A 26855-nucleotide genomic window follows, 5' to 3' on the forward strand; every position below is an offset into this window, starting at 1 on the left:
CTTGCCAGGTGGCTTGTTTTGTAAAGCGGATGCAAAGGTATACAGAATTTCCGTTTCCACCAAATGTTTTGAAGATTATTTTTCAAAAAACTTAAAAATCAGCCAACGCCTTGACACAAATCAATCAAAACAACATCCAAAACACCTCTACCACAGCCCAGGAAGCCATAAAAACAAAAATAGCACTACAAAGCCATAAAACAAGAAATAACCCCCTTAAACGCAAAATCGAAAATAAGGGAAGTTTCAATTTTAGCCAAAACAACAAATACCTACAATAGAACAAAACTATATATTAATGCCACCAAAGCTGGCGCACCCTGCTTTAAAATAATAGTCGGACTACTTGTAATACCGCCATAAATAGCCACCAATGCTACATATGTCAAAAAACAACGTGTCCAAAACAAATCATTCGTAACCCAAACTACTATTAAAATCAACACTGCCAATAAAAGGTTATAGACACCTTGATTTTTAAATAACGTAGATACAGTTGGGCGACTTAATTCCTCCACTTCCATATTGAATGTACGCGCAGTAGTTTCCGATTTAGTAAATATCGTTTCAAGACACATTATATATATGTGTTCGACAGCTACCAATGTAGCTAAAATCATAAAAGTAACATCCATATACAAACCTTATATTATATATAAAGAAAAAATCTGCACCTTGTCGATACAGTATAGACAAGATACAGATTTATATTTATCAACGTTTTCTATTCTATCAATGCAGTAAATACCACAATGCTTCTCTGAAACACTTTCCACAAAAATAAATCACATATATGGGAAGTGCAACCAACAATCATTTATATAATCATGGGTATTGCAGGAGTATTCCGAACAAAACGTTTTTACACATCAACAGATTACTTTGTAGCCTTAGCCTCTGGAGCCTCACCAATGAGATCCATAAACTGATCAAGCTTAGGAGTAATGATAATCTGTGTACGACGGTTACGCTGCTTACCCAACTCAGTATCATTAGTTGCGAGTGGGTTATACTCACCACGACCACCAGCTGTCAAACGCTTAGGATTAACACCGAAGCGATCCTGCAGATACTGTGCAACAGAAGCTGCACGGAGACAAGAGAGATCCCAGTTATTACGGATATTTTTCATCTTGTCTGTAGTAGTGTTGATAGGCACATTATCAGTGTTACCCTCAATCAGCACATCATAATCCTTATAATCAGTAATAATCTTAGCAATCTTGCTCAATGTCTGCTCAGCACGATCATTCACCTCATAAGAACCGCTCTTATAAAGCATATTATCAGCCAAAGAGATATAAACTACACCCTTCAGAACCTGTACATCAACCTCCTTCAACTCCTCACGGCTCAAAGAACGGGTAAGATTGTTTGTCAACACCATATTCAAAGAATCACTCTTAGACTTCACCTCAACCAAGTGACGGATATACTGATTACTCTCGTTAATCTGATCAACAAGTTTAGAAATGTTGATATTGTTTGAATTGGCATTTCTCAAACTGTTATCAAGACTACCCTGCAACGCAGCAGCACTCTCTCTCGCCTGAGCCAACTGATCCTCCAAGCTCTTGATACGTGCATTATTGGCAGCAATCGTTTCCTTAGCATTCTGATAATCTGCCGTCAACTGATTATTCTCTGTACGACAATTTTCCAAATCCTTCTTGCTGGCACAGCTACTAAATGCAAGTGTACCCAACGCTAAAGCTACGATAAAAAGACTCTTTTTCATATTTACTATTTTATTTTGGTTATTATTCTACTTGTAATAGATTCTTCCTAACATAACGTAAAAAGAAATCAATTCTACTGGTTTTGAAACCTGCCCACATTATTATATAACGAAGCAAACAGGTACACAAAACTAACCTCATTACACAGAATGCGGTATATCTATTGCAAAGATATTATAAAGACGTGTAAAACAAAGAGTTGTATAATGAGTTTAGACATTTTTAACCTGAAACTTACAATTAATGGAACTTTTTGATGAAATTATACAGAATAAACAATTGGAAGATACAATTACCGAGAGACAGGTTTTTCGAGCAAGAAAGAACATAGGAACATAGGAAAAATGTTGGTTCTTCCGTTAAATGCGCGGATGCTTTTCGTTTTGCTTTAACGGAAAAACCAAAGTTACTTATTAAACAAAAATATAGCTAAGACCGTCAACTATCTATTCTTTTATCATCCTCTGACACTGAAAACCTTTTCATTTTAAGACTTCGAAAATCTGTTGACAAGGATTTGAAAAATTATTACATAATTTCAAATGAGACATCTATAAATAACGGCAAAAACATATACACGGAGCAGATTTGTAACCAGAAGGAAATCAACAGGTTACAAAGTAGAAAAGTAAAAGGTGCTTAATTGGACTTCAAAAGGGCGTTAGTTAGCCCTCAAAAGAGCATCTTTTGCAAGTTAATTAGCCGTTTTTTAGAACATAAAAGAGCATATATTGAATTCGAGCTGATTAAAAATAATTTACAAATATCGATCAATAAGGGCATAAACTGTTTGTAGGCGACAGATAGATATAGTATCAATTTGCATTTTATCTTGTAGCTTATCCCATTGAAAGCCCATCTAATTGGGGATAGTCATACTAAGCAGGTGTATCAGTCTTATCCTATTTTCAATCTATACAGTTAACGGAAGAACCAATTATTTTCATGAAACGAAATTCAAGACAACAAATACAACTTTAGCAGGATAAGACATACAAAAACGAGTCTGATTATTTATAATACCTAAGAAGACTAAAAAACACTGGACAAAAGGGCAGTATATCCAAAGAATATCGTATCTTTGCAAACAGAAGTAACACCAAATTTTATATACAGACTATGATTCTTTTCTTCAGAACTCAGTCCAAAAGCGTGATTGCCACAGAAGTCAATCATGCATTGTCCGACGCGGAAATCAACGAACTTTGTTGGCTCTATGGCGATGCCACCTACTTGCAGAACGAAGAGACGCTGCAGGGCTACTATGTGGGACCACGCCGTGAGATGATTACTCCTTGGAGTACGAATGCCGTCGAGATTACTCAAAACATGAGTCTTGACGGCATTTTGCGTATAGAGGAGTACTTCCCTGTAAGCAGCAAAGAGGCTGATTATGACCCGATGTTGCAACGTATGTATGATGGTCTTGACCAGACTATCTTCACTGTCAACCACGAGCCAGAGCCTATCAAGCGTGTGGAGGACTTAGAGAAGTTCAACGAAGAAGAAGGTTTGGCACTCTCACCAGAGGAGATGGAATATCTCCACAAGATTGAAAAGCAGAATGGCCGCCCACTCACCGACTCTGAAATCTTCGGTTTCGCACAGATTAACTCTGAGCATTGCCGCCATAAGATTTTCGGTGGAGAGTTCGTCATTGATGGCAAGGTGATGGAGAGCAGTCTTTTCAGCCTCATCAAGAAGACTACAAAAGAGAATCCTGGTAAGATTCTTTCAGCCTATAAAGACAATGTAGCTTTCGCACAAGGTCCAGAGGTTGAACAGTTTGCGCCTGCAAACCAGAGCACATCTGACTTTTTCCGAGTAAAGCCTATCGAGAGTGTTATCTCTCTGAAAGCCGAGACCCACAACTTCCCAACTACCGTTGAGCCATTCAATGGAGCAGCAACAGGTACGGGTGGTGAGATTCGCGACCGTATGGGCGGTGGCGTTGGTTCATGGCCAATCGCAGGAACAGCAGTCTATATGACCGCTTACCCTCGTCTGACAGAAGATGACGGTACAACTCCAGTCCTACGTGATTGGGAAGATATCCTTCCTATTCGTCAGTGGCTCTATCAGACTCCAGAACAGATTCTTATCAAGGCATCTAATGGTGCGAGCGATTTCGGTAACAAGTTTGGTCAGCCTTTAATTACCGGTTCACTACTCACATTTGAACATCAAGAGAATGGTGAGAAGTATGCTTACGACAAGGTGATTATGCTTGCAGGTGGCGTGGGTTATGGAACTAAGCGCGATTGTCTGAAGGGTGAACCACAGGCTGGTAACAAGGTAGTTGTCGTTGGTGGCGATAACTACCGTATCGGACTTGGTGGTGGTTCAGTATCATCAGTTGATACGGGTCGTTACTCAAATGGTATTGAGTTGAATGCCATACAGCGTGCTAACCCAGAGATGCAGAAACGCGCTTATAACCTCGTACGTGCATTGGTAGAAGAAGATAACAACCCTGTTGTATCTATCCACGACCACGGTTCTGCAGGACACCTGAATTGTTTGAGTGAGCTTGTTGAAGAATGTGGTGGTAAGATTGATATGTCACAGTTGCCTATCGGTGACAAGACTTTGAGTGCCAAGGAAATCATCGCCAACGAATCACAGGAGCGCATGGGCTTGCTCATTGACGAGAAGCACCTCGACCACGTGAAGAAGATTGCTGAGCGTGAGCGTGCTCCAATGTATGTTGTTGGTGAGACAACAGGTGACGCCCACTTCTCATTCGTACAAGGCGATGGTGTAAAGCCATTCGACTTAGACGTAGCTCAGATGTTCGGTCATTCTCCAAAGACAATCATGAAGGATGAGACCGTTGAACGCAAATATGAGAATGTTTCTTATAGTATAAATAAGGTGGAGGAATACCTCCAGCGTGTGCTTCAGTTGGAAGCTGTGGCATGTAAGGACTGGTTGACTAATAAGGTTGACCGCTCTGTTACAGGTAAGGTAGCCCGTCAGCAGTGTCAGGGTGAGATTCAGTTGCCACTCTCTGACTGTGGTGTTGTAGCCTTAGACTATCGTGGTCATAAGGGTATTGCTACCGCACTCGGTCACGCCCCACAGGCAGGACTCGCATCACCAGAGGCAGGCTCAGTCCTTTCAGTAGCCGAGTCATTGACCAACATTGTATGGGCGCCATTGGCAGACGGCATGGATAGCCTAAGTCTTTCAGCCAACTGGATGTGGCCTTGTCGCTCACAGAAGGGCGAGGATGCACGTCTTTATAGTGCGGTTAAGGCTTTGTCAGACTTCTGCTGCGCTATCGGTGTGAACGTTCCAACAGGTAAGGATTCACTTTCTCTGACCCAGCAATATCCTAATGGAGATAAGATTATCTCTCCGGGAACTGTCATTGTTACCAGTGGTGGTGAAGTAAGCGATGTTCGTCAGGTGGTTTCTCCAGTACTTGTGAATGATAAGAATACACGCCTCTATCATATCGACTTTAGTTTTGATGAGCAGCGTTTAGGTGGTTCAGCCTTTGCACAGAGTCTCGGAAAGATTGGCAGTGACGTTCCAACAGTGAAAGAGCCACAGTACTTCTGCGACTGTTTCGATGCCGTACAGGAGATGATTCGCCGTGGATGGATACTCGCTGGACATGATATTTCAGCAGGTGGTTTGATTACAACATTACTTGAAATGACCTTTGCTAATGCTGAAGGTGGTTTGCATATCAACCTTCATGATATCAAGGGTGACGATGTAATCAAGAAGCTTTTTGCTGAGAATCCGGGTGTAGTTATTCAGGTTGCTGATGAACATAAGGAAGAAGTCAAAGAATTCTTGACTGAGAATTGCATCGGCTTTGCGCGTATCGGTACACCAAGTCCTGACAAGCGCACACTCAGTATTGCTGATGGTGATTGGAAGACAGAGTTCGATATTGATGCAATGCGTGAGACATGGTATAAGACATCTTATCTTCTCGACTGCAAGCAGAGTATGAATGGCATGGCTAAGAAGCGTTGCCAGAACTATAAGAAGCAGCCAATCGAGATGAAGTTTAATGCTGACTTCACCGGCACACTCCAGCAGTATGGACTCGATGCAGACCGTTGGAAGACTTCAACACCTAACACTCAGCACCCAACACCAAAGGCAGCTATCATTCGTGAGAAGGGTACCAATGGTGAGCGTGAGATGGCTTACGCACTCTATTTGGCAGGCTTCGAGGTGAAAGACGTCATGATGACCGACCTGATCACGGGTCGTGAGACTTTGGAAGAAGTAAATATGATTGTCTTCTGTGGTGGTTTCTCTAACTCTGACGTACTCGGTTCTGCAAAGGGATGGGCTGGTGCTTTCCTCTATAATCCAAAGGCTAAGCAGGCACTCGACCGCTTCTATGCACGCGAAGATACACTTTCATTGGGTATCTGTAACGGTTGTCAGTTGATGGTTGAGTTGAACCTTATCAACCCAGAACACAAGCATCGTGCTCACCTCTGCCACAATACCAGCAAAAAGTTTGAGAGTTCATTCTTAAACTTGACCATTCCACAGAACAATAGTGTAATGTTCGGTTCTTTGAGCGGCAACAAACTCGGTATCTGGGTAGCACACGGTGAGGGTCGTTTCTACCTCCCAGAGGCAGAAGATAAGTACAATATCATCGCTAAATACAACTACGCTGAATATCCTGGTAACCCTAACGGCTCTGACTATAATGTAGCAGGTATCTGCTCTGCAGACGGTCGTCACCTTGCAATGATGCCACACTTGGAGCGTGCTATCTTCCCATGGCAGCAGGCTTACTATCCACGTGAGCGTCGTCAGGACGAGGTTACACCATGGATTGAGGCATTTGTAAATGCTCGCAAGTGGGTTGAAAGCAAACTGTAAGGTTTGCCTCTCCCCTATTGAAGGTGTAATAGATTAGCACACCGTTATATATAGACTACACAGGGAAACGCCCTCATCTGAGTAATATTACCTAATAGGTATATGTGAACAGATGGGGGCGTCCGTAGTTCTCAAACATTGATTTCACTATAAATAACAAGACACAGTGGATAAAGATAACATTTCATCAACACCAAACACCCAACACCCATCACCCAAAGGATTCTATTGGGAAGCTTTCAAAACCTTCTTTAAGATTGGAGCCTTTACACTTGGCGGTGGATATGCTATGATTTCAATTATCCAAAATGAAGTCGTAGTGAAGAGAAAGTGGATTCCAGAAGATCAGTTTGTTGACCTGATAGCTGTTGCACAAAGCTGTCCTGGTGTCCTTGCTGCAAACATCAGTGTGTTTGTAGGATATAAGATGCGAAAGACACCGGGTGCACTCGTCACTTGTTTAGGTGCAATCCTCCCCTCTTTCCTCATCATTCTTGGCATAGCTCTCTTCTTCCATCAGTTTATGGACATCCCATGGGTAGCAGCAATGTTCCGTGGAATACGCCCTGCAGTGGTTGCTTTGATAGCTGTACCAACCTTCACATTGGCTAAGAGTGCTAAAATATCATTGGCGAACTGTTGGATCCCTATTGTCACCGCCATCGCCATTTGGCTGTTAGGAGTCAATCCTGTTTACGTCATTCTTGCTGCAGGCTTAGGTGGATTCCTTTATGGGAAGTTTATTAAACCGACGGAGTAAGAAAACCTCCCCCAGCCCCTCCGAAGGAGGGGAGAGCCTAACGGGATATAACTTCGCAAGAGAAATAGCAAACGAAAGTTCCGAAGGAAGATAGAGACGAATGGGATAATTTCGGATAAACAACACACTAAAAACAGACTAATAACAGAAATAACAACATGATATACTTAGAACTTTTCTACACTTTCTTTATCATCGGACTCTTTGGATTCGGTGGAGGATATGGAATGTTATCATTGATACAAACAGAAACGGTTGTAAACCATCATTGGCTTAGCTCAGCTGAGTTTACAAACATCGTTGCTGTATCACAGATGACACCTGGTCCTATTGGTATAAACTCTGCTACCTATTGCGGTTATACAGCTGTACATAATGCAGGTTTTGGCGCAGGAATGGCAGTATTGGGTAGTCTCACCGCCACCATAGCTCTTGTGCTCCCTTCATTGATAATGATGATTCTTATCAGTAAGATGTTCCTCAAGTACATGAACACGCCTGTTGTACAGTCAGTCTTTGCAGGTCTGCGCCCTGTTGTCGTGGGTCTATTAGCAGCTGCCACCTTATTATTATGCAATGCAGATAACTTCTCTGCACCAAGTATTAACCCTTGGCAGTTTTGGATTAGCCTATTTCTTTTTGCAGCAACCTTTGTCGGTACAATGTGGATGAAGATTAATCCTATCCGCATGATATGTTATGCGGGCATTGCTGGAATAGTATTGCTGTATTAAAGAGACCTCATCCCCCAGCCTTTCTTCCATAATAGAGGAAGGGTGAAGACCACTAACATCGAAATATTTAACTTTAAAGTGACAATATAGAATTACGCAATATCTACCGTGGTAGGTATTGCGTAATTTCATATCAGGATATAGTAATCTCATCAGAACACATCCATACAAATCAACTATTGGTGCTTACAGCATCTAATAACGCTTGCCATAACCCTTTATAACCATCTTTTATTCTTGTGTTAAGGCTTCGCACCATTGGTGCTCATGCTTAGCACCAATGGTGCGGAGCCTTAACACGTGAACAACTTGTAGTAAAGAAACGAGTAGCCTACTGTAAAAAGAACTGCAGGAAAGGGAGAGAAAACGACTAAACCTTTATGAATAAGCGGCACAAATAAACAAAAATCACGCAATACTTGCTAAAGCTTATATTGCGTGATTTCGTCTTAAGATACTATTAACGGACTATTCAATAGGATTAGATCCGTTAAAGAAGCCTTATTCTTACATAAGATGCAACCAACGAAGAATGTCGTTGAGGTTGGCAAATATCATAAGGAGGATTAGAATGGTTATACCAACATACTCCGCACGTACCATGAACTTCTCTGATGGTTTACGACGAGTAATCATCTCATAGAGAAGGAATACCACATGACCGCCATCCAAAGCAGGGATAGGAAGAATGTTCATGAAGGCAAGCATAATACTCAAGAAGGCTGTCATTGACCAGAACATATACCAGTCCCAGAATGGAGGGAAAAGACTGCCGATAGCTCCGAAGCCGCCTATACTCTTTGCACCATCTGCTGAAGCAAGGTAACGGAAGTTACCGACATAGCCACGTAATACGTTCCAACCATGCTTTATACCTGCAGGGAAACTCTCAAAGAAGGAGTATTCCTCCTGTACAGGCTTATAATAACTTGCCAATGTTGACTGTAAAACACCCAACTTCAAATCAGGTGTCAACATAAGTTTTAATGTATCGAGCTTTGCTGCGCCCTTATGCTGAACCGTCAGCACAACAGAACGAACTGCAAGAGAATCCTTATGCGTATTCTTCACTGCCAAGACATCACTCAAGACACCTGTCTGATAATTCATATCTGTCCATGTCTCAACAGGCTTTCCATTGATAGACTTAATGAGGTCGCCTGCCTTAATACCTGCTTTCGCTGCTGGTGTATCGCCCAACACGCTATCCACCTGTGCAGGAATGAAAGGCTCTGCAAACAAAGGACGTGTCTTAATCATTGACAGCATATCCATATCGCCAGGCAGAGTAATACTATGTTTCTTACCATTACGAAGAACATCCACACGCTTAGCCTGTGCTATCTGACGGAAGAAATCGCCATTCACATTGGCATACTCACGGAATGCGCCTTGATCTGTTCCCAACATTACATCGTGGTCTTTGAAACCCAAAGCCTTAGCCTCAGCATTGAAACGCATACCCATACTCATGTCAGACACCTTGAAATAGCTGTCTCCCCATACAAACATCACCATTGAATAAATGAAGAGAGCGAGGACAAAGTTGACCAACACACCACCTATCATAATCAAAAGACGCTGCCAAGCTGGCTTTGTACGGAACTCCCATGGTTGTGGTTCCTGCTTCATCTGGTCGGTATCGAAGCTTTCATCTATCATACCAGAAATCTTGCAGTAGCCACCAAGTGGCAACCAACCCATACCATATTCCGTATCGTCTTTCTTAGGTTTCCAACTGAAAAGTTTACCTTTCCACTTACCGATGCCCACATCGAAGAATACGAAGAACTTCTCAACGCGAACGCCAAAAAGCTTCGCAAAGAACATGTGTCCGCCTTCATGCAGCAGGACAAGCAGAGAGATTGCCAGAATGAACTGGAGCAATCTGATCAGAAATGTTTCCATTATTTATCTATTCATTATTTATTATTCATAATCTCAAGTGCTACACGACGTGCCTCAGCATCCGTCTGCACATATACATCATAATCTGGATTGCTATCAAAAGCAACAGTTTGCATTGCCTTCTCAATGATGTCACCCATTGCCAAGAAACTACAAGCACCCTTACGGAACCCTTCATTGACAATCTCGTTGGCAGCATTGACAATACAAGGCATATTGCCACCCTTGTTAATAGCTTCGTATGCCATTGCAAGACACTTAAACTTCTCCACATCAGGCTCAAAGAACTCCAATGGTTGACGGAAAAGATCTAACCTATCACCAGCTAACGGCAGGCGTTGTGGAAAAGAAAAGGCATATTGGATAGGTAATCTCATATCTGGAACACCTAACTGTGCCTTTACACCACCATCACAGAACTGTACCGCACTGTGAACAATAGACTGAGGATGAACCAATACTTGTATTTTATCAGCTGGAACACCGAAGAGCCACTTAGCTTCTATCACCTCAAAACCTTTGTTCATCAAAGATGCAGAGTCAATGGTAATCTTCGCTCCCATATCCCATGTAGGGTGCTTGAGAGCATCGGCTGCAGTGACATGCTTCAACTGTTCATGGGTAAAAGTACGGAAAGGACCACCCGAACAGGTGAGAAGAATCTTCTCAATCTCGTTCGCATCCTCACCAACTAAGCTCTGGAAGATAGCACTATGCTCACTATCTACAGGCAGGATAGGCACATGATACTGCTGAGCCAACTGAAGAATCAACTCACCAGCTACAACAAGTGTCTCCTTGTTCGCCAAACATATCTTCTTCTTTGCTTTGATAGCGTGGATTGTTGGAGCAAGACCTGAATAGCCAACCATGGCTGTAAGTACCATATCTATTGATGGTGACTCAACGATATCCTCCAAAGCTTTGCTACCTGCATACACCTTTACATCAGGCATATCAGCCAACTCATGCTTCAAAGGTTCATAATAAGCCTCATCAGCAATGACAACCGCAGCAGGATTAAAGCGACGAGCCTGCTCAGCAAGTTCCTTCCAACGATGATTTGCAGTGAGTGCATAAGCCTCGTAGAGGTCAGGATGCTGACTGATAACATCAAGGGCTTGCGTACCAATGCTACCTGTTGAGCCTAATATACAGATTTGTTGTTTCATTAATTCTTTTAGTTTATACTGCGAATCAGAGGTCAAGTAGCCCTGCTGGAATCCGCATCGTAATCGTCTGTGACGCTATGTCTGTTGCAACGATAAGTTCACCACTGGCAGGAATGAGTATTTCCTCGCCTTCAGGTGTAGTCACCTCAAAGAGTGTATTGACAGTTGTTTCATCTACAGCAACAATCTTGCCAATCACATTATTCGTTGCTTCATCTATCAAGGAATAACCGACAATCTGCGCCCATGACACATCATCTGTCCCTTCTTCTGCCAACTTACGTGGGAAATAGACAATACATCCCGTCAGTTCGCGTGCTTGCACATCGCTATTGATGTCACAAAACTTCATCAGGGCTATCTCGTCAGAACGGAACCGATATTCCTCCATAAAGAAAGGAACGAGGATTCCGTCAATGTCCAATATCAGGTAATCGGCATCTACCACATCAAAAACGTCATCGGAGAACTGCAACTGCAACTCTCCGTGTACGCCATGCGGTTTCCCGATACGCCCAATCTTGTAGACTTCTTCCTTCTTTATCATCTTTTCATCTTATATCTGTAGTACTGATAAAACTACAGCTTATTTCAATTCCAAATTGTTTTTTCAGTAAAACGGTCGACCCTTTTGCCCAAAACCGTCTACCTTTTTGAGGAAAAAGGTCAACCTTTTTGCAAGAAAACGTCAACCCTTTTTGCGAGAATAGGTCAACCCTATTTATCTAAAATACACAACACACTCTCTCAAAGTGCGTTTTAGATACGATGAGATTAACAAACCTCTGCTCGATGAATCTTTGCACCAAGGGCATTGAGACGTCCTTCGATGTTCTCATATCCTCGGTCAATTTGTACTATATTATCAATACGACTTGTTCCCTGTGCTGTTAGTGCTGCGATAAGCAGTGCAATACCCGCACGAATATCAGGACTTGACATACGACCCGCACGAAGTTTCTTAGCATTATCGTGACCAACAACTACGGCACGGTGAGGATCACAGAGGATTATCTGTGCACCCATGTCAATGAGTTTGTCCACAAAGAACAAACGACTCTCAAACATCTTCTGGTGGAAAAGTACACTACCCTGCGCCTGTGTAGCAACAACGAGCAACACAGAGATCAGGTCTGGTGTCAATCCTGGCCATGGAGCATCACTGATAGTCATAATCGTTCCATCAATGAAAGAGTCTATCACATAGTGGTCCTGACGTGGAATGATGAGGTCGTCATTATCTACTATTATCTGTACACCGAGACGGTGGAAGGTGTCGAGTATCAATCCCAAGTTAGGAACGGACACATCCTTAATACGAACACCATCACCAATCATTGCAGCAATACCAATGAAAGAGCCTACCTCAATCATGTCAGGCAGGATTCTATGGTCAGCAGAATGCAATTCCTTCACACCCTCGATAGTAATCAAGTTACTGGCAATACCGCTAATCTTTGCACCCATTGCATTTAGCATCTTACAGAGTTGCTGGATATATGGCTCACAAGCTGCGTTGTAAATTGTTGTTGTCCCTTCTGCTAACACTGCTGCCATGATGATATTAGCAGTACCCGTAATAGACGCCTCGTCTAATAGCATATAAGTACCAACAAGTTTATCAGCCTGTATCTCATATACATCTCGATCTTCAACACGCCCAAAGTGTGCACCAAGATTCTTGAATCCAAGGAAGTGGGTGTCCAAACGACGACGACCAATCTTGTCACCACCCGGCTTAGCTATCGTAGCCTTACCAAAACGACCCAACAATGGACCAATCATCAAGACACTTCCACGCAGAGAAGAGCACTTCTTAACAAAGTCGCTACTCTCTAAATAATCGAGGTTTACCTCGTCTGCTTGGAAAGAGAACTCATTAGGGGCAAGCTTCTTCACCTTCACCCCAATATCTTGTAAGAGTTTTATGAGGTTGTTCACATCGAGGATATCAGGTACATTGCGTATGATAACTTCTTCTGATGTCAATAATGTTGCGCAAATCACCTCCAAGGCTTCATTCTTTGCACCTTGTGGAGCAATCGTGCCACTCAGCCGATGTCCACCTTCTATGATAAAGGATTCCATGTGTCGTTATTTTACTTTTTCTTCTTATTACGAGGCTGAGCAAACTCTCTCGCATTAATTTTCTCAAACTTGAATGTGTCAAGATCAAGCTGAATCTTACCATCTGTATAGCGGGCAAGGTCCGAAGCTATCTTCTCATCATCACAAGTACCATGTCCCCACTGCATCAGACTACGTTTCATCTGATTAGCAACCGAACGCACGAATGCATCCCGACGAGTCCCTGGTTCCATTGTCTTCAGCTCTTCAAAAGCTTCAAACAACAATTTTCCATAGTGTCTTACAGGAATATTCGACATCGGATAGCTCATTGGCTCTGGCTTAGTAGCAATCTTCAAAGCCTCTGACACATCGCAAGGATAGTCAATATCCAACTCAAAGTTTGCCATCAATGCCAAATGATCCCAGAGCTTTTCCATGTGATCAAAGTTACTACGGTTCTGGGCATTCATCCTATCCATAATTGAAATGATGGTTTCTGCACACCGCTGACGCTCTTCCTTTGTTGGGAGTGCAACGGCATAATCCACCATATTCTGTATCCCTCGCCCATACTGTGGCAGTATGAGTCGCTCTCGCTGTGTGTTATAATCTAATCCTTCTATATTCATTGAAATGATGAATGTTTCATGTTAAGTGATGATCTCAAGCCTTATTCTAAAGCTTAATCTACAGCAATGGTTTTGCCTGCTTAGCAACAAAGTCTTTGAGATAGAATGGAACGAAGTAAGCTACATCCTCAAACTTCTCTTGTGCAATACGCTTCTCCGCCAACGGGAACATATTCTTAGCCAAAGCATCAATACCCTTGATTAGGTGTGCATTAGGATGATTGATAATCTCCATGCACTTCTCTGCACCATTACCGAAGAAGTAAACAGGACCACGCTCAAGGTATTCCTTGTAGGTGTTCTCGTCTACTACATCTGCCTGAATGCCACGCACTTCCTTCAAAGCACGATCATACACAGCAGAATAAACTTCCATACGGCGCGCATCAATCATTGGAACGAGAAGAGCATTCTCTTCTATCTCCTCATGATGAAGCAATACTGGTACAGCTAACAGCTCTAACGTAGATACTGCCAACAACTTTACTCCACGTCCATAGCAGATTCCCTTTGCCATAGAAACACCGACACGCAGACCAGTATATGAACCTGGACCACCACTAACTGCCACTGCATCCAATGGCAAGTTATTATTATCAATGAAGGCAAGTGCCTCATCAACAAATGTTCCTAACTTTTCTCTATGCTTAGGATCGAGCGTATCTTGCTTATCGAAAATACAAGTTCCATCCTGACTTACTGCAACAGAGCACACATTTGTACTCGTATCAATATTTAATATACAAGACATAAAAATCAATTATGTTCTAAATAACTTGCAAATATACTCTTTTTATTCCACATTTTTTGTACATTTGCAAAAAATTAACGCGAAAAGCTCATGATACTATCAATGACTGGCTATGGCAAAGCTGTTGTAGCCTACAAGGAAAAGAAAATCAATGTTGAGGTGAAATCACTTAATAGTAAGTCACTCGACCTCTCAGCACGCATCGCACCTCTCTACAGAGAAAAGGAAATGGAAATCCGTCGTCTCCTTGCACAGAAGCTGGAGCGCGGTAAAGTTGACTTCTCCCTATGGGTTGAAAAGGAGTCAACTGTTGACGCCACTCCTATCAACGCTGCTCTGGTAGAGAACTATTATAAACAGATTAAGGCAATCTCTGCATCTACTGGTATCCCAGAACCTGAGGATTGGTTTACTACACTTCTTCGTCTTCCTGACGTAACAGCAAAGACTGAAGTTGAGGTTTTAGATGACGAGGAATGGGAAATAGCACAGCAGGCTATCAACGAGGCTATTGAAAAGCTCACCGAATTCCGCAAACAGGAAGGAGCTGCTCTACAAAAGAAGTTTACTGAGAAGATTGACAATATTGCTAACCTTTTGAAGAGCATCGAACCTTTTGAAAAGAGTCGTGTACCAAAGATTAGAGAAAAGATTATCGATGGTCTTAAACAGATTCCAGAGGTAGACTACGATAAGAACCGTCTTGAGCAGGAACTGATTTATTATATTGAGAAACTTGACATCAACGAGGAGAAGCAGCGACTGACAAACCACCTCAAATACTTCCATGAAACAATGAAAGAGAGTGGTCATGGTGTTGGCAAAAAACTCGGTTTCATCGCACAAGAAATGGGACGCGAAATCAATACTACTGGCTCTAAGAGCAATCAAGCAGAGATGCAGAACATCGTTGTTAAGATGAAGGACGAGCTGGAGCAGATAAAGGAACAGGTTTTGAATGCGTTGTAAGGACCTCCCCCAACCCCTCCAAAGGAGGGGAGTGCCAAAAAGAATATAGTCTGCAACGAGTATTAAAACCTATAAACAGATAAGTAGCTGCTATGAAGAAGATAGACGGGAAACATAGCTACTTTGGAAGTTTTCATTATCAAACAAATGCTGCTTCTACTTATCAGCTACTTTGTCAAAATGCAAAATATAATAGGAAACATCCTACTGAGGCAGAGGCACTTTTATGGGAATACCTTAGGGGAAAACAATTAGGTGTACGCTTTCGCCGACAACATCCTATCTATGACTATATCCCTGACTTCATATGTCTTTCATTAAATCTTATAATAGAAGTTGACGGAGATTATCACCTCGCAGAAGAACAGAAATTAAGCGATGAAAAACGAGATGCTTACCTTATGACTTTCGGTTTTCATATCATTAGATTCACCAACGAGGAAGTCCTGCACAATCTCAATAAAGTATTAAACAAAATAAAAACAGCTATGAACAAGCTTTCATCTGAAAACAAATCAGCTAATATAACACCAGAAACTAAGATACAGGAAGACACTTCTAACATCACATCGTCTTCTAACACGTCCCACGACTGTCCGTTAGGCACTCCCCTCCCTCGGAGGGGTGGGGGGAGGTTACTCATCCTCTCTGCTCCTTCTGGTGCAGGTAAGAGTACCATCGTTCAGTGGTTAATGAAAGAACATCCTGAACTAAAGTTGGCTTTTTCTATCAGTTGTACTACCCGTGCACCACGTGGTACGGAGCAGGATGGTGTAGAATATATCTTCCTTTCACCAGAACAGTTCAAAGAGAAGATTGCTAATGGAGAGTTCCTTGAGTATGAAGAGGTTTACGAGGACCGCTTTTATGGCACGTTAAAATCACAGGTAGAGAGCCAGTCTGCAGCAGGACAGAATGTTATCTTCGATGTTGATGTGAAGGGTGGCTGTAACATCAAGAGGTTCTATGGCGATCGTGCTTTAAGTCTTTTCATCCAACCTCCATCAGTAGAAGAACTACGCCGTCGCCTTGTTGGTAGACAAACTGATAGTGCAGAGGCTATTGAAAACCGCCTTGCTAAGGCTTCAGAGGAGCTTACCTTCGCTGAAAAATTCGATAAGATAATCGTAAATGACGACCTTGAGAAAGCAAAGCAAGAGACTTATGAGGTTGTAAAGGCGTTCTTAGAGGGATAAAAAAGCCTCCCCCAACCCCTCCGAACCAACGGTCACTGACCGAAGGGAAGTAATAGGAGGGGAGCCCTAATAGATTGCAAATAGTAAAAGAACCATTTCTAATAATGCCTATATTTTCTATAATGAATAGAACATATAGCACTGCTAATACTTATAGGTTCTAAAGCCCATTACACCATTATGAAACCATCATCTCACTTCACTCCTATTAGCACTCCCCTCCCTTCGGAGGGGTTGGGGGAGGCTATCCCTTCATCGGGGGAGGCTTCCATCGGCATCTTTGGTGGTTCATTCAACCCCATCCACAACGGACATATAGCCCTTGCCAAAGCCTTTCTTGAAAAAGAAAAATTAGATGAGGTTTGGTTTATGGTATCACCTCAAAACCCATTCAAGGTAAACCAACAACTTTTAGCCGATCACCTTCGATTGGAATTAGTACGTAAAGCTACTGTTGACAACCCCCATTTTAAGGCTTCGGACTATGAATTCCAACTTCCGAAACCTTCTTATACTTGGAAAACCCTACAGCATCTCAGCCATGACTTCCCCACTCATCGCTTCACACTTCTCGTTGGTGGTGACAATTGGGAAGCCTTCGACCGATGGTATCATGCAGAGGATATCCTCACTCACTACCCTATCGTAGTCTATCCACGACACAACCAAAGAATCTCAGAAACGTCACTGCCCCATGGTGTCACTATTCTTCAAACACCTTTTATTGATATCAGCAGTACAGATATACGCCAACGAGTAAGCCAAGGAAAAGCTATCGATGGTCTGGTACCTACAACGATCATCTCTGATGTTCAGCGCTTATATTAAGTTGTTTCACAAGAGCAGTTTACAATAGTAGATTATCCATATTATATACAGACGAGCAAATAACCGACTAATAATAGGATGGTTTTACTAACCTACACTTGTCTCCTTCACCTATTATCTCACCCTTTCAAAAGTCAAACATCAACTCTTTGTTACTCTAAATGCGGTAGCTATAATTCCTGTTCTTCGCTTGTAGAACTTGCACAGCGAACTCAAAGACACAAACCGATAAATCTTATTTAAACTTACAATTCATTTTATTCTCCCTTATCCGCTCTATATACAAATATCATAATACTTAGAAAAAGTTACTCTCCTCAGAAAGGGAGTCATCATACCTATCTAAATAAGGAAGATAAACACGACTATTACCCCAATTTAATTTTAGTTTTAGTTGCTGTCATTTTAACATTTGGATGATTCCTTTTGATTATCAAGATGTTAAACGCATATAAGGGATGACAGATATGACAGGAAAATAATTCTCATATCAAATAGAGGTAATAAGGAAGAATAACAAACAAGAGGGCTGGGAGCGCATATTAGTCCCCAGCCCTAAGAGCTTACAAATAAAAGAATAATTATCGACAACGAGTAGGGTTGAGTGAGAACAAAGCTCTCTAAACAATCCATCACCTTATATTATATCTCATTCTTAAGTTTCTGGAAACGTTTCTGACACCGTTTCTTATAATTGTATTTGAAGATATGCTTTTCTATTTTCCGCATATTATAAGTAAACGAGAAGCAAACCTTATCAAACCACTTTGTCTGCTCGTCCGTATAGATAGAACGAGGAATCCTTACGAAGTAGAGGTCGGCTATTGTGTCAAATGCCGAGAACTGTCGATGGTTTCGCTCAAAAAGCCATACCTCAGAATAGAAACGATTGGTAGAAATAACCGCTTTATCAAAATTTGGTAGTGTCCTTATATAAGCCGACCTTGCCCACCAGAAACTACCAGAATACATTGTATAGTTTCGTGGTGGCCATCGATAACAGCTATAGGTATCGTATCCTTCATTCAGAACATTCACGGCAACCTTCCATTTATCAAAGATGAAATATTCCAACATCTCTCTCCAAGCCTCTATCTTCTTCTTAAAAGAGCAGAAGAGACGGTCGTTAGAGGTTAGCGACTGGTAAGAGATACCCTTCGTATGGAAGTAATAGAAGAGACTATCCTCCCTTTCAGACAGTTGCTTAATGAACTCTAAAGCAGGGTACTCATACCGCTTAGGGTCAGTGACATTGGATATTATCACGAGTTTATCACTATTGATAATACGCTTCAAACACTCCACATCTGCTTGATTGCCTGCTATACAACTCACGAAGAAAGTCGTTGTCGCATCCAGCAGACCACTCTTACGTAGATTATCAATCTGCCTTCTCACCAATGGCTCCCATCCAGTGTCTAACATGACATGATAAACACCATAGATAGGCAGCTCATTCTTAGGGTCGCCCTCCCATCTTCGCAAGTCTTTTCGGTAGTAGACATGAAAAAGACTCTCTCTTATCCGTTGCAGAAAATTACTCATACCAGTTCTTCCTCCATTGAAAGGATGAGTCGACGGAACATCTCTTTTAACCCAAAATGCGCTTTCCATCCTAACTCCTGAATACGCTGTGTGGCAAGTCTGAGCTTTGTTGTTGGCGAATATCCTAACCCCTCTTGTGGCTGTATCACCACCTTCACACTCTGAGGATTAAACGTCGAGGCAACGAACTCTGCCATCTCACGGATAGAGATATAAGTGTCTTCATTTGCTACATTGTATGCTTCGCCATCCTTACCACGCAAGAGAATATACAGCATTGCCGTAACGGCATCTATCGTATAGCAATAGCAACGACTAAGCTCGCCTGTCGTATGTAGAATGATATCCTCGTTCTTCATAACACTGCGTGCAAATTGCGCAAAGACACGATTGTCATTACCATTCACACCAGCACCGAAAGTCTGTGCCAAACGTGCCACTTTCACGTGAACACCGTACTCGTCTGCATAATTATGACACAATGCCTCGGCAGCTCTCTTTGCTAACGGATAACTGCTACGAGTTGCCATTGGGTCAAGATAGCCCTGCATGTCTTCTGTGAGTGGGTGTCGGTCGTCAGTGACAGTACCATAGACTTCTAACGTTGAGGCTAATACCATCGAAGTTACACCATGCTGATGAGCGTAAGACAATAGGTTTTGCATACCGCCATAGACAGTATTCATAGTCTCTACAGGGTGTTCAACGAAATCTTTTGAAGCTGTCGGAGCAGCAAAATGGAAGAGGTAGTCTATCTTTTTCGTAGGTGCGAATGGTTCAACACAAGAGAAGTCATAGGAATAATAGCTGATTTCATCGCTTACCTGACCAAACATTCTCTCTGCTTTCTGCACGTTCCTTACAACAGCCACCACGTGTAAGTTGATACCTTTTTCTGTGCGTAGAGCCAACAGGCAACGTACCATACATGCACCCAACAAGCCAGTTGCCCCCGTTACAGCTATCGTCTTCCCTTCCAATGCTGCTGAGAAAGGAAACGTATCTGCAAAATAGCTTATATCTTCTTTTAGTATTCTTTCCTTCATTCTCACCCTATAAAGTTATAAAAATCCCCGTTCCATCGACACATAACAACACCTTTACAATCCGAATATCTGCTGATCTTCATGCACCTTCACCATCGCACGCAGCACGAAGAAGTCTGTTGGGGTTGTAATCTTAATATTCTCCATTGGACCGATAATCGTCCCTAACTTATACCCATAGTGGCTCATCATCGTACAAGAATCGATGAAATCGGCCTTTCCTTCCGCCAAGGAGCGTCGATGAGCAGTTATTATATCGACCAAACGGAAACTCTGTGGTGCACGAGCAATGAACGAATCGGCACGTGAAGGAATCTCCAAAGCATCGTCATCCTGCTTCACAATAAGTGTTTCTGTTGCTGGGATACAAGTGATACAACTCCCGACTTCTTCAACTTTCTTAATGTTATCTGTTATCGTCTCTTCTGTTATGAGCGGACGAACACCATCGTGAATAAGAACGATTGTCTCTTCATTACTTACACTCTTACTCTGTGCATATTCCTCTGCAGCGCACAGTCCCTTGTAGATAGACTCCTGTCCAGACTTTCCACCTGGTATAATCTTCACAACCTTATTAATCTCAAACTTACGGAGCTGCTTCTCAAGGAAAGGAATCCAACTTTCAATACATGCTACTACGATAGCATCTATGTTTGGATGATTATCGAATAACTCTAATGTATAGATGATTATCGGCTTTCCGTTTAGGTCAAGAAACTGCTTAGGGCGCGACTTCGTGTGCATTCGTAGTCCAGAACCTCCTGCAAAGATTACTGCTATGTTCATAATTATATTTGGCTTATTGTTATTATAAGATGGCGGTATCGCCGTCTGCTGACACGTACATTACCGTATCGTCTTACTACTTAAAGACAACATCTATCTTGTGTCTATCACGCTTATCCCTTGGCGGCAAGTCCATATAGTTCCCATAGGCGATACGACATAACTCATCAGCATCGGCTGGCCCTTCAAAGGTATGACCTTCAAAGATGATATCTTTATGTGGTATCATGCAACGACGCGGGTTCTGCTCATAAAACCATGCACCGTAAGAGTGCATATAGAGGTCGGGATTACCAAACAGTTTTCCTACCAATCGGAACACTGGAAAGACAATGACATGTAGGGACTTATAAGCTATTTGTGCCAAGAGAGGATAACGACCGGCTAACTTTGTATTCACATTGACCGATAGTTTTGCTGCCAAACGCTGTAACCAAGGAATCATATTACCCTCATAGGGAAAGATGTCTACATGAAGTCCTCTAAACTTCTGCGCCTCATGCATTCTTCGGTCAGCACTCTGCTGATTATCATGACTTCTGTTCTCGCTCTTTAAATCACGCAGACAAGCCCATTCCTTATAGAAACCAGGGTCCGTGTCGTTGTCTTGTAAGACGAATTGAGGGTGTGGATGCGCCTTCAAATAATCACAGAGACGTTTGAAATCCTTGTAGTCTACAACCATATCAATGTCGTCATCCCAAGGAATAAATCCCCCATGGCGCATTGCCCCTAACACATTTCCGCCATCAAGTCGGCAAGGAACACCTATCTTCTTCGCTGTTTCTTGCAGATAGATAGCCATGTCGAGAAGTCGCAACTGTGCTTTTCTTAGCACAGAGCCGTCTGGGTTATATTCCTGTCGGAGGCTTTCTTGTGTCTCTCCTGTGTTGAAAGTTTCAATCATTTTCCGTTAATATACTTGTTGCAAAGATAATAAAAGATTATGACTTCGCCTTCTCTCTCTATAAAAACTTATGTTTTGATTTCATGATTCGAACGAATATACTTATCTTTGCAGAGGTAATTAGGTGCTTACTTGATTGCTGTTAATGTTGGTGTTTGCCCTCCGCACGAGTGGTGTTTACGCTTAGCACCAATGGTGTTTGCCCTCCGCACCATATGTGCGGAGTAATTACACGCCAATTAAAAACAGTAAATGAGGTTGTTACTAATCGTATTAAACATAGAAAGAGATTACACTTATAGAGGGAATGTTGACTGGAAAGTATAAGATTTATTGGATAATCAGAAAACTCTTAGGTTATGTATTGTGGCTTGAGGTAGTATGGCTGGTAATCAATTGCATATCACCTTGGAAGTTAAGGAGTAATGCGGATATCATAGTTGTCTACACTTTACCTTGGATATTGCTTTTCTTCCTTATCCGCTATATCAAGCGGAGGTGGAAGGAAGATGGTAATGCCGCTATAGGTTGTTTGTATACCATGTTATGGGTGAGTATTCCTTTCATTATTATTGTGCAATTACTCTTTGGTTGGTTGGGGAACTTAAAAAATGATTCAACTAAGATAACGTTTGAAGACGATAAGTATCAGGTAACAATTATTGAAGCACTATTCGCAACACAGATGGATAAGATACAGATTATGGAACACTGTGGTCCATTCTATCATGAAGTCTATTTCAGTGAACTCCATGATGTTGATACGACCAATTTAAAAAGTACAGCAGCTATTGAAGACTTCCTTAAAAAGCAAAAGAGATAAATATAGCCGTAGGAAAGTCTCTTTATCATTCCAAAGTATGTAGGATTTGGCTTTTCAAAAGAAAAGCGTTATATTTGCATGCTAAATGGATTCTGCCAATCAAGGTGGGAAAGAAGAAATAACATCTTCCCTTTCTACACTTATGATAAAAAATACTTTCACAAAGGAAACTTTATATAGCAGAAGACAGCTAACCTCTTTTTAAGATAGAACATACTCTGAGGAGGAGATAAGTAACAGCGTATCATAGAGATACAAAAGCTAATGGAAAAAGAAACACTCAAGGAGAAAACAGCCAAAGGACTCTTTTGGGGTGCATTGAACAATGGTACAATGCAACTGCTGAATATTGTCATTGGAATCTTATTGGCACGTCTGCTCACGGCAACCGACTATGGATTGATGGGAATGTTAGCTGTTTTTACAGCGATTGCAGGGGCATTGCAGGAAAGTGGATTTACTACTGCGCTTGCCAATATGGAACGTCCAACGGATAATGATTATAACTCTGTCTTTTGGTTTAGTGCTATAATGGGTTGGATTTCATATATCGTTCTCTTCTTTTCAGCCCCTCTGATTGCTGCTTTCTTTCATCATTCAGAGCTTATCAATCTATCCCGTTTCGTATTTGTATCACTGCTCTTCTCTTCATTAGGTACAGCTCCATCAGCTTATCTATTTAAAAACATGATGGTCAAAGAGACTGCTCTGCTGCGTATCACCTGCCTTATTGTTTCGGGTGTGGTAGGAATCATCTTAGCATTAAAGGGTTATGCTTATTGGAGTTTGGCTTGGCAGCAGGTGCTTTATATCAGCCTTACAAGTCTGTGGCGCTTCTTTATCATTCCTTGGCGACCCTCTTTTCACATCGACTTTACACCTGTGAAGAAGATGTTTTCCTTTAGTTATAAGATTCTTGTGACGACGATTGTCAACACGATTAGTCAGAATATTCTAACCTTTATCTTCGGTCGTTTATACTCAGCAAAGGTGGTGGGTAACTTCTCTCAAGCCTTCAAGTGGGACACAATGGCAAGCACGTTTGTATCAGGAACAGTGTCACAAGTAGCGCAACCAGTATTGGTGGAGGTGAATAATGACCTCAAAAGGCAAGTAAATGTGTTTAGAAAAATGATGCGTTTTACCGCCTTTTTGGTCTTTCCCGCTATGTTCGGATTAGCGATGATATCGCACGAATTTATCATTCTTCTTATATCAGATAAATGGATAGAGAGTATTCCTTTGTTGCGTATTCTTTGTATTATCGGGGCTTTCCTACCTTTTTATACAATGTATCAAAACCTCATTCTCAGTCGAGGTAAGTCTACTGTTTATATGTGGTGTACGGTCTTATTAATCGTAGCACAGGTAGGACTCATTATCCTATGTTACCAACAAGGAATCGTCTTCATGGTGAGTGTCTATACAGCTATTACTATCCTTTGGTTGGGTGTGTGGCAGTTCTTTGCACATAAAGAGATTGGAATACGCTTCATAGATATCCTTAAAGATATATGTCCTTATCTATTAACATCCGTGGCGGTAATGATTTCAACCTATCTCATTACCTTATGGATACAGAATCTTCTACTTCTATTATTGACGAGAGTCGTCTTGGCAGCCCTACTCTATTATATCGTTATGAAGTTGGGAGGTTCGCAAACACTAAAGGAGTGTCTCAATTACTTTCATCGTAAGAAAGGGTAATAGCCTTAATCTTAGTGGTACATGTACAACTGCATGATAGGATAAAGCATAGCACGAAGTAGCTTAATAGGTCCACCACCTGATGTATGAAAGAGCTTCTTATAGTTCTTCGTTAGTAGATATTGTAAACGTAAGAAAGCAAAGACGCCCTGCTTGGTCTCCATTCGCATTGCTTCGCGGGCTTCGATGAAATCGTGTATATTTGAATGTAAGCCCTCCATCAACATAAGCTTACCTTGAAAGATGGGAACAACCTTCTTACGTATCTCTTTATAATGGTTCAGACTCCACGTTAACTCAGTGAGAGCGTTCCTCCATGAGGGTAGACTACTACTATAATCATTGTAAGTAGTAGCCGCTGCATGGCGTCGGAAATTAACTAACACCTTATTACAATAAACGATACTGTCGTAGGATGCGGCAATAATACTCAATACAGCATCGTAAAGGGTGACCTTAAAAACAGGACTCTCAATAGGTGGTAAGAGATTAATCAACGCACGCTTACATAATAAAGTATGGCCCGGTAGACCTAAGAACATCATTCGAAAGATATTCACATTGCGTGGTCTGTTGTCGAAATAAGCAAAGGAACCATCCGTCGAGAAGGGGCGTGAGTGTCCACTACATAGCAGCTTATCTCCTATACAACGCATCTGTGTCTCTATCTTATCCCTCTCCCAGATATCATCTTGGTCGGAGATGGCAATGTAATCACCTGTTGCACGATGCAATGCAGAAAGAAAGTTCGCATTAACACCATGTTCGCCTTCATTCTTAAAAGTACGAATAACAGCATGTTTTGATGCATATGATTGTAGTATCTCCCATGTCTGATCCGTCGAACCATCATCTTGAATGATAATCTCATGGATAGGATAAGACTGAGCGAGCAGTGAGTCTATCTGCTCCCTCACGTATTTCTCACCGTTGTAAGTACAGAGGACTATTGATACAGAGGCTTTGCTTTCCATAACTTTACTATAGTGTGAAGATGACGAGCATACTATTATAAACAATGAGGTAGAAAGCTATCAAGGCTGTCAGTAGGGTGATAGCATGCCTAATCCCACCTTTCATTGACTTTATCAAGCAACCTATACACAACGGTATGACGTAAGCCCAATGCGCTGTCATTATATATACCTCGTTAATACCAAACCCTAAGCCTATATGAAGTATCATGTCAAGGGCGAAGAATGACAAACACATCCACATCAGCTTACTACGTCTACCAGCCCAGATTCCGCCTAAAAAGAGTAAGACGATAAGACCTTCGACAATATAGTTTACGACCCAGTTATAACTAACGAAGACTGGGCGATCGCGAATAACATCACATAACGTGTACTTCTGGTGTAACTGTATGGACTCACCAAAGAGGTTCTCAACGAGGGTCTCACAGCGAGAAGTAGTCACATCTGTCCAGTTCAAGAACGGTTGTTTACTCACTGGTGTACCAGAATGAGCATATTGTGGTGCGCTATACTTTGCCTTCAGCTGCGCTTTTCGGTGTTTTTTCCATAGTAACGCAAACGCTTCTGTCTGCTGTTTACTATCTTTAAGATGTGTAGTATCGCTGAACTCTTTCCACATCTTGGTCTTCTCATCCTTAACAGCTTTCTTTTCGTGTTCCTTTCGTGTATTGACACTATCGGCAACAAACGTTTTGTACTCCCAAAGACCAAAGCTCCAGATTGCTGCGGAAGGTAAGATGACAACAAAAATGAGGTTCTTAGGATGAAAAAAACGCTTTCCCTTTGAGAAAAGATCAGCTAATAACACCTTTAACCCATTATTAAGTGATACGCCAGCAGTAAGGATAAAGAAGACAATCGTCTGCCATTTTTTCAAGGGTTTATGCTCTGCCATCTGCTTACCTGTCACATAAATCACTAAGAGAATAAGAAATAACGACAAGATGAAATGGTCGGGTGAGATAGCTGCTAATAGTACGTATGCGAAGGAGAAGAGTAAAAAAGCAAGTACAGAAGACTCTCGTTGCGAGAGATGAAGGAGCTCTCTTCCTATTCGTATCATTAAAAGGAACGCATAAAGGGAACTGATGAGAAGGACGATAGCAACCAAGAACTGTACACAGTTAATACCCAATAAGCTCATTAATCCCTGATTAATAAGATAGACTGGATAGTAGAAAAAAGCCAATAAAGGGTGTCTATGCACATCGTAGGCTGTTGTCCAGTCGGTAACAACGCAATAAGTGAGTGGGTCGAAACCTGACACATGGAACCAATCGAGGATGTTTTTCCGATAATCCTTTGATATTCTTGAGAACACCGAATAGTAAGGAATAATCACTGTGGCGTGCATAATAAGCTGCCACAGGAGGAATAAACAAACCGAAAGACGCTCGTCTTTTCTTATTTTAATAAACTTCATCCACATAGCTTACGAC

General features: G+C 41.8%; 23 protein-coding genes. 9 read left to right on the plus strand and 14 right to left on the minus strand.

What is annotated here, in order from left to right:
* On the plus strand, positions 1-199 hold a 199-nt coding region (locus HMPREF1505_RS13390), incomplete at its 5' end, for a hypothetical protein (RefSeq protein ID WP_231480317.1).
* A 73-nt stretch (positions 200-272) separates the two neighbouring features.
* On the opposite strand, the gene HMPREF1505_RS01395 is transcribed toward HMPREF1505_RS13390, so the two are convergent.
* On the minus strand, positions 273-635 hold the full coding sequence (locus HMPREF1505_RS01395) for a DUF1304 domain-containing protein (RefSeq protein ID WP_036921434.1): 363 nt from the start codon (positions 633-635) through the stop codon (positions 273-275).
* 242 nt (positions 636-877) lie between these two features.
* A complete protein-coding gene (locus tag HMPREF1505_RS01400) occupies positions 878-1738 on the minus strand; it encodes an OmpA family protein (protein WP_004358608.1) in 861 nt (286 codons plus the stop codon).
* 1120 nt (positions 1739-2858) lie between these two features.
* Between HMPREF1505_RS01400 and purL the strand changes: the two genes are divergently transcribed.
* The 3 genes from purL to HMPREF1505_RS01415 all read left to right on the plus strand — a co-directional run bounded on the left by purL (position 2859) and on the right by HMPREF1505_RS01415 (position 8099).
* Positions 2859-6605: a phosphoribosylformylglycinamidine synthase gene (purL, locus tag HMPREF1505_RS01405; protein WP_036921437.1), complete on the plus strand. Its 3747-nt coding sequence runs from the start codon at positions 2859-2861 to the stop codon at positions 6603-6605.
* A 166-nt stretch (positions 6606-6771) separates the two neighbouring features.
* Positions 6772-7365, plus strand: a complete 594-nt coding sequence (locus HMPREF1505_RS01410) for a chromate transporter (RefSeq protein ID WP_036921439.1) — start codon at positions 6772-6774, stop codon at positions 7363-7365.
* Positions 7366-7523: 158 nt separating this feature from the next.
* Positions 7524-8099, plus strand: a complete 576-nt coding sequence (locus tag HMPREF1505_RS01415) for a chromate transporter (RefSeq protein WP_036921442.1) — start codon at positions 7524-7526, stop codon at positions 8097-8099.
* Positions 8100-8606: 507 nt separating this feature from the next.
* Here the strand turns inward: HMPREF1505_RS01415 and rseP are convergent.
* The 6 genes from rseP to tsaB all read right to left on the minus strand — a co-directional run bounded on the left by rseP (position 8607) and on the right by tsaB (position 14629).
* Positions 8607-10007 (minus strand): RIP metalloprotease RseP, encoded by a 1401-nt coding sequence (gene rseP, locus HMPREF1505_RS01420; protein WP_036921444.1) that lies wholly within the window; start codon positions 10005-10007, stop codon positions 8607-8609.
* Between the two features lie 14 nt (positions 10008-10021).
* Complete coding sequence (locus tag HMPREF1505_RS01425; protein ID WP_036921447.1) at positions 10022-11179, minus strand: 1-deoxy-D-xylulose-5-phosphate reductoisomerase; 1158 nt, start codon at positions 11177-11179, stop codon at positions 10022-10024.
* A gap of 25 nt (positions 11180-11204) precedes the next feature.
* Positions 11205-11726 (minus strand): ribosome maturation factor RimM, encoded by a 522-nt coding sequence (rimM, locus tag HMPREF1505_RS01430; protein ID WP_036921450.1) that lies wholly within the window; start codon positions 11724-11726, stop codon positions 11205-11207.
* Positions 11727-11953: 227 nt separating this feature from the next.
* A complete protein-coding gene (gene murA / locus HMPREF1505_RS01435; RefSeq protein ID WP_036921453.1) occupies positions 11954-13267 on the minus strand; it encodes a UDP-N-acetylglucosamine 1-carboxyvinyltransferase in 1314 nt (437 codons plus the stop codon).
* Between the two features lie 11 nt (positions 13268-13278).
* A complete protein-coding gene (locus tag HMPREF1505_RS01440) occupies positions 13279-13878 on the minus strand; it encodes a DUF4290 domain-containing protein (protein ID WP_036921457.1) in 600 nt (199 codons plus the stop codon).
* Positions 13879-13936: 58 nt separating this feature from the next.
* On the minus strand, positions 13937-14629 hold the full coding sequence (gene tsaB / locus HMPREF1505_RS01445; protein ID WP_036921459.1) for a tRNA (adenosine(37)-N6)-threonylcarbamoyltransferase complex dimerization subunit type 1 TsaB: 693 nt from the start codon (positions 14627-14629) through the stop codon (positions 13937-13939).
* A gap of 90 nt (positions 14630-14719) precedes the next feature.
* Here tsaB and HMPREF1505_RS01450 point away from each other — a divergent pair, with 90 nt between their 5' ends.
* The 3 genes from HMPREF1505_RS01450 to nadD all read left to right on the plus strand — a co-directional run bounded on the left by HMPREF1505_RS01450 (position 14720) and on the right by nadD (position 17622).
* Positions 14720-15598: a YicC/YloC family endoribonuclease gene (locus tag HMPREF1505_RS01450; protein WP_036921462.1), complete on the plus strand. Its 879-nt coding sequence runs from the start codon at positions 14720-14722 to the stop codon at positions 15596-15598.
* 92 nt (positions 15599-15690) lie between these two features.
* Complete coding sequence (gmk, locus tag HMPREF1505_RS12750) at positions 15691-16794, plus strand: guanylate kinase (protein WP_081722907.1); 1104 nt, start codon at positions 15691-15693, stop codon at positions 16792-16794.
* Positions 16795-16974: 180 nt separating this feature from the next.
* Entirely contained in the window at positions 16975-17622 is a 648-nt protein-coding gene (nadD, locus tag HMPREF1505_RS01460; RefSeq protein WP_231480318.1) for a nicotinate (nicotinamide) nucleotide adenylyltransferase, read from the plus strand.
* Positions 17623-18264: 642 nt separating this feature from the next.
* Here nadD and HMPREF1505_RS01465 read toward each other — a convergent pair.
* From HMPREF1505_RS01465 to HMPREF1505_RS01480, 4 genes are all read right to left on the minus strand, one after another.
* Positions 18265-19167, minus strand: coding sequence for a hypothetical protein (locus tag HMPREF1505_RS01465; RefSeq protein ID WP_036921464.1), 903 nt, complete (start codon positions 19165-19167; stop codon positions 18265-18267).
* Positions 19164-20213, minus strand: coding sequence for an NAD(P)-dependent oxidoreductase (locus HMPREF1505_RS01470; RefSeq protein WP_036921467.1), 1050 nt, complete (start codon positions 20211-20213; stop codon positions 19164-19166). Before HMPREF1505_RS01470 ends, HMPREF1505_RS01465 begins: the two co-directional genes overlap by 4 nt.
* A 54-nt stretch (positions 20214-20267) precedes the next feature.
* Positions 20268-21002 (minus strand): 2-C-methyl-D-erythritol 4-phosphate cytidylyltransferase, encoded by a 735-nt coding sequence (locus tag HMPREF1505_RS01475; RefSeq protein ID WP_036921470.1) that lies wholly within the window; start codon positions 21000-21002, stop codon positions 20268-20270.
* Positions 21003-21078: 76 nt separating this feature from the next.
* Entirely contained in the window at positions 21079-21909 is an 831-nt protein-coding gene (locus tag HMPREF1505_RS01480) for a phosphorylcholine transferase LicD (RefSeq protein WP_036921472.1), read from the minus strand.
* 307 nt (positions 21910-22216) lie between these two features.
* Between HMPREF1505_RS01480 and HMPREF1505_RS01485 the strand changes: the two genes are divergently transcribed.
* A complete protein-coding gene (locus HMPREF1505_RS01485; RefSeq protein WP_036921474.1) occupies positions 22217-22732 on the plus strand; it encodes a hypothetical protein in 516 nt (171 codons plus the stop codon).
* 264 nt (positions 22733-22996) lie between these two features.
* Positions 22997-24439, plus strand: a complete 1443-nt coding sequence (locus HMPREF1505_RS01490) for a lipopolysaccharide biosynthesis protein (RefSeq protein ID WP_036921477.1) — start codon at positions 22997-22999, stop codon at positions 24437-24439.
* 11 nt (positions 24440-24450) lie between these two features.
* Here the strand turns inward: HMPREF1505_RS01490 and HMPREF1505_RS01495 are convergent, their stop codons facing one another.
* Together HMPREF1505_RS01495 and HMPREF1505_RS01500 are read right to left on the minus strand one after the other, a co-directional pair.
* On the minus strand, positions 24451-25413 hold the full coding sequence (locus HMPREF1505_RS01495) for a glycosyltransferase (protein WP_036921480.1): 963 nt from the start codon (positions 25411-25413) through the stop codon (positions 24451-24453).
* A gap of 7 nt (positions 25414-25420) precedes the next feature.
* Positions 25421-26845: a DUF6080 domain-containing protein gene (locus HMPREF1505_RS01500; RefSeq protein ID WP_369758952.1), complete on the minus strand. Its 1425-nt coding sequence runs from the start codon at positions 26843-26845 to the stop codon at positions 25421-25423.
* Between the last annotated feature and the right edge of the window lie 10 nt (positions 26846-26855).

The organism is Prevotella sp. ICM33 (genome assembly GCF_000517825.1).
GTDB lineage: Bacteria > Bacteroidota > Bacteroidia > Bacteroidales > Bacteroidaceae > Prevotella > Prevotella melaninogenica.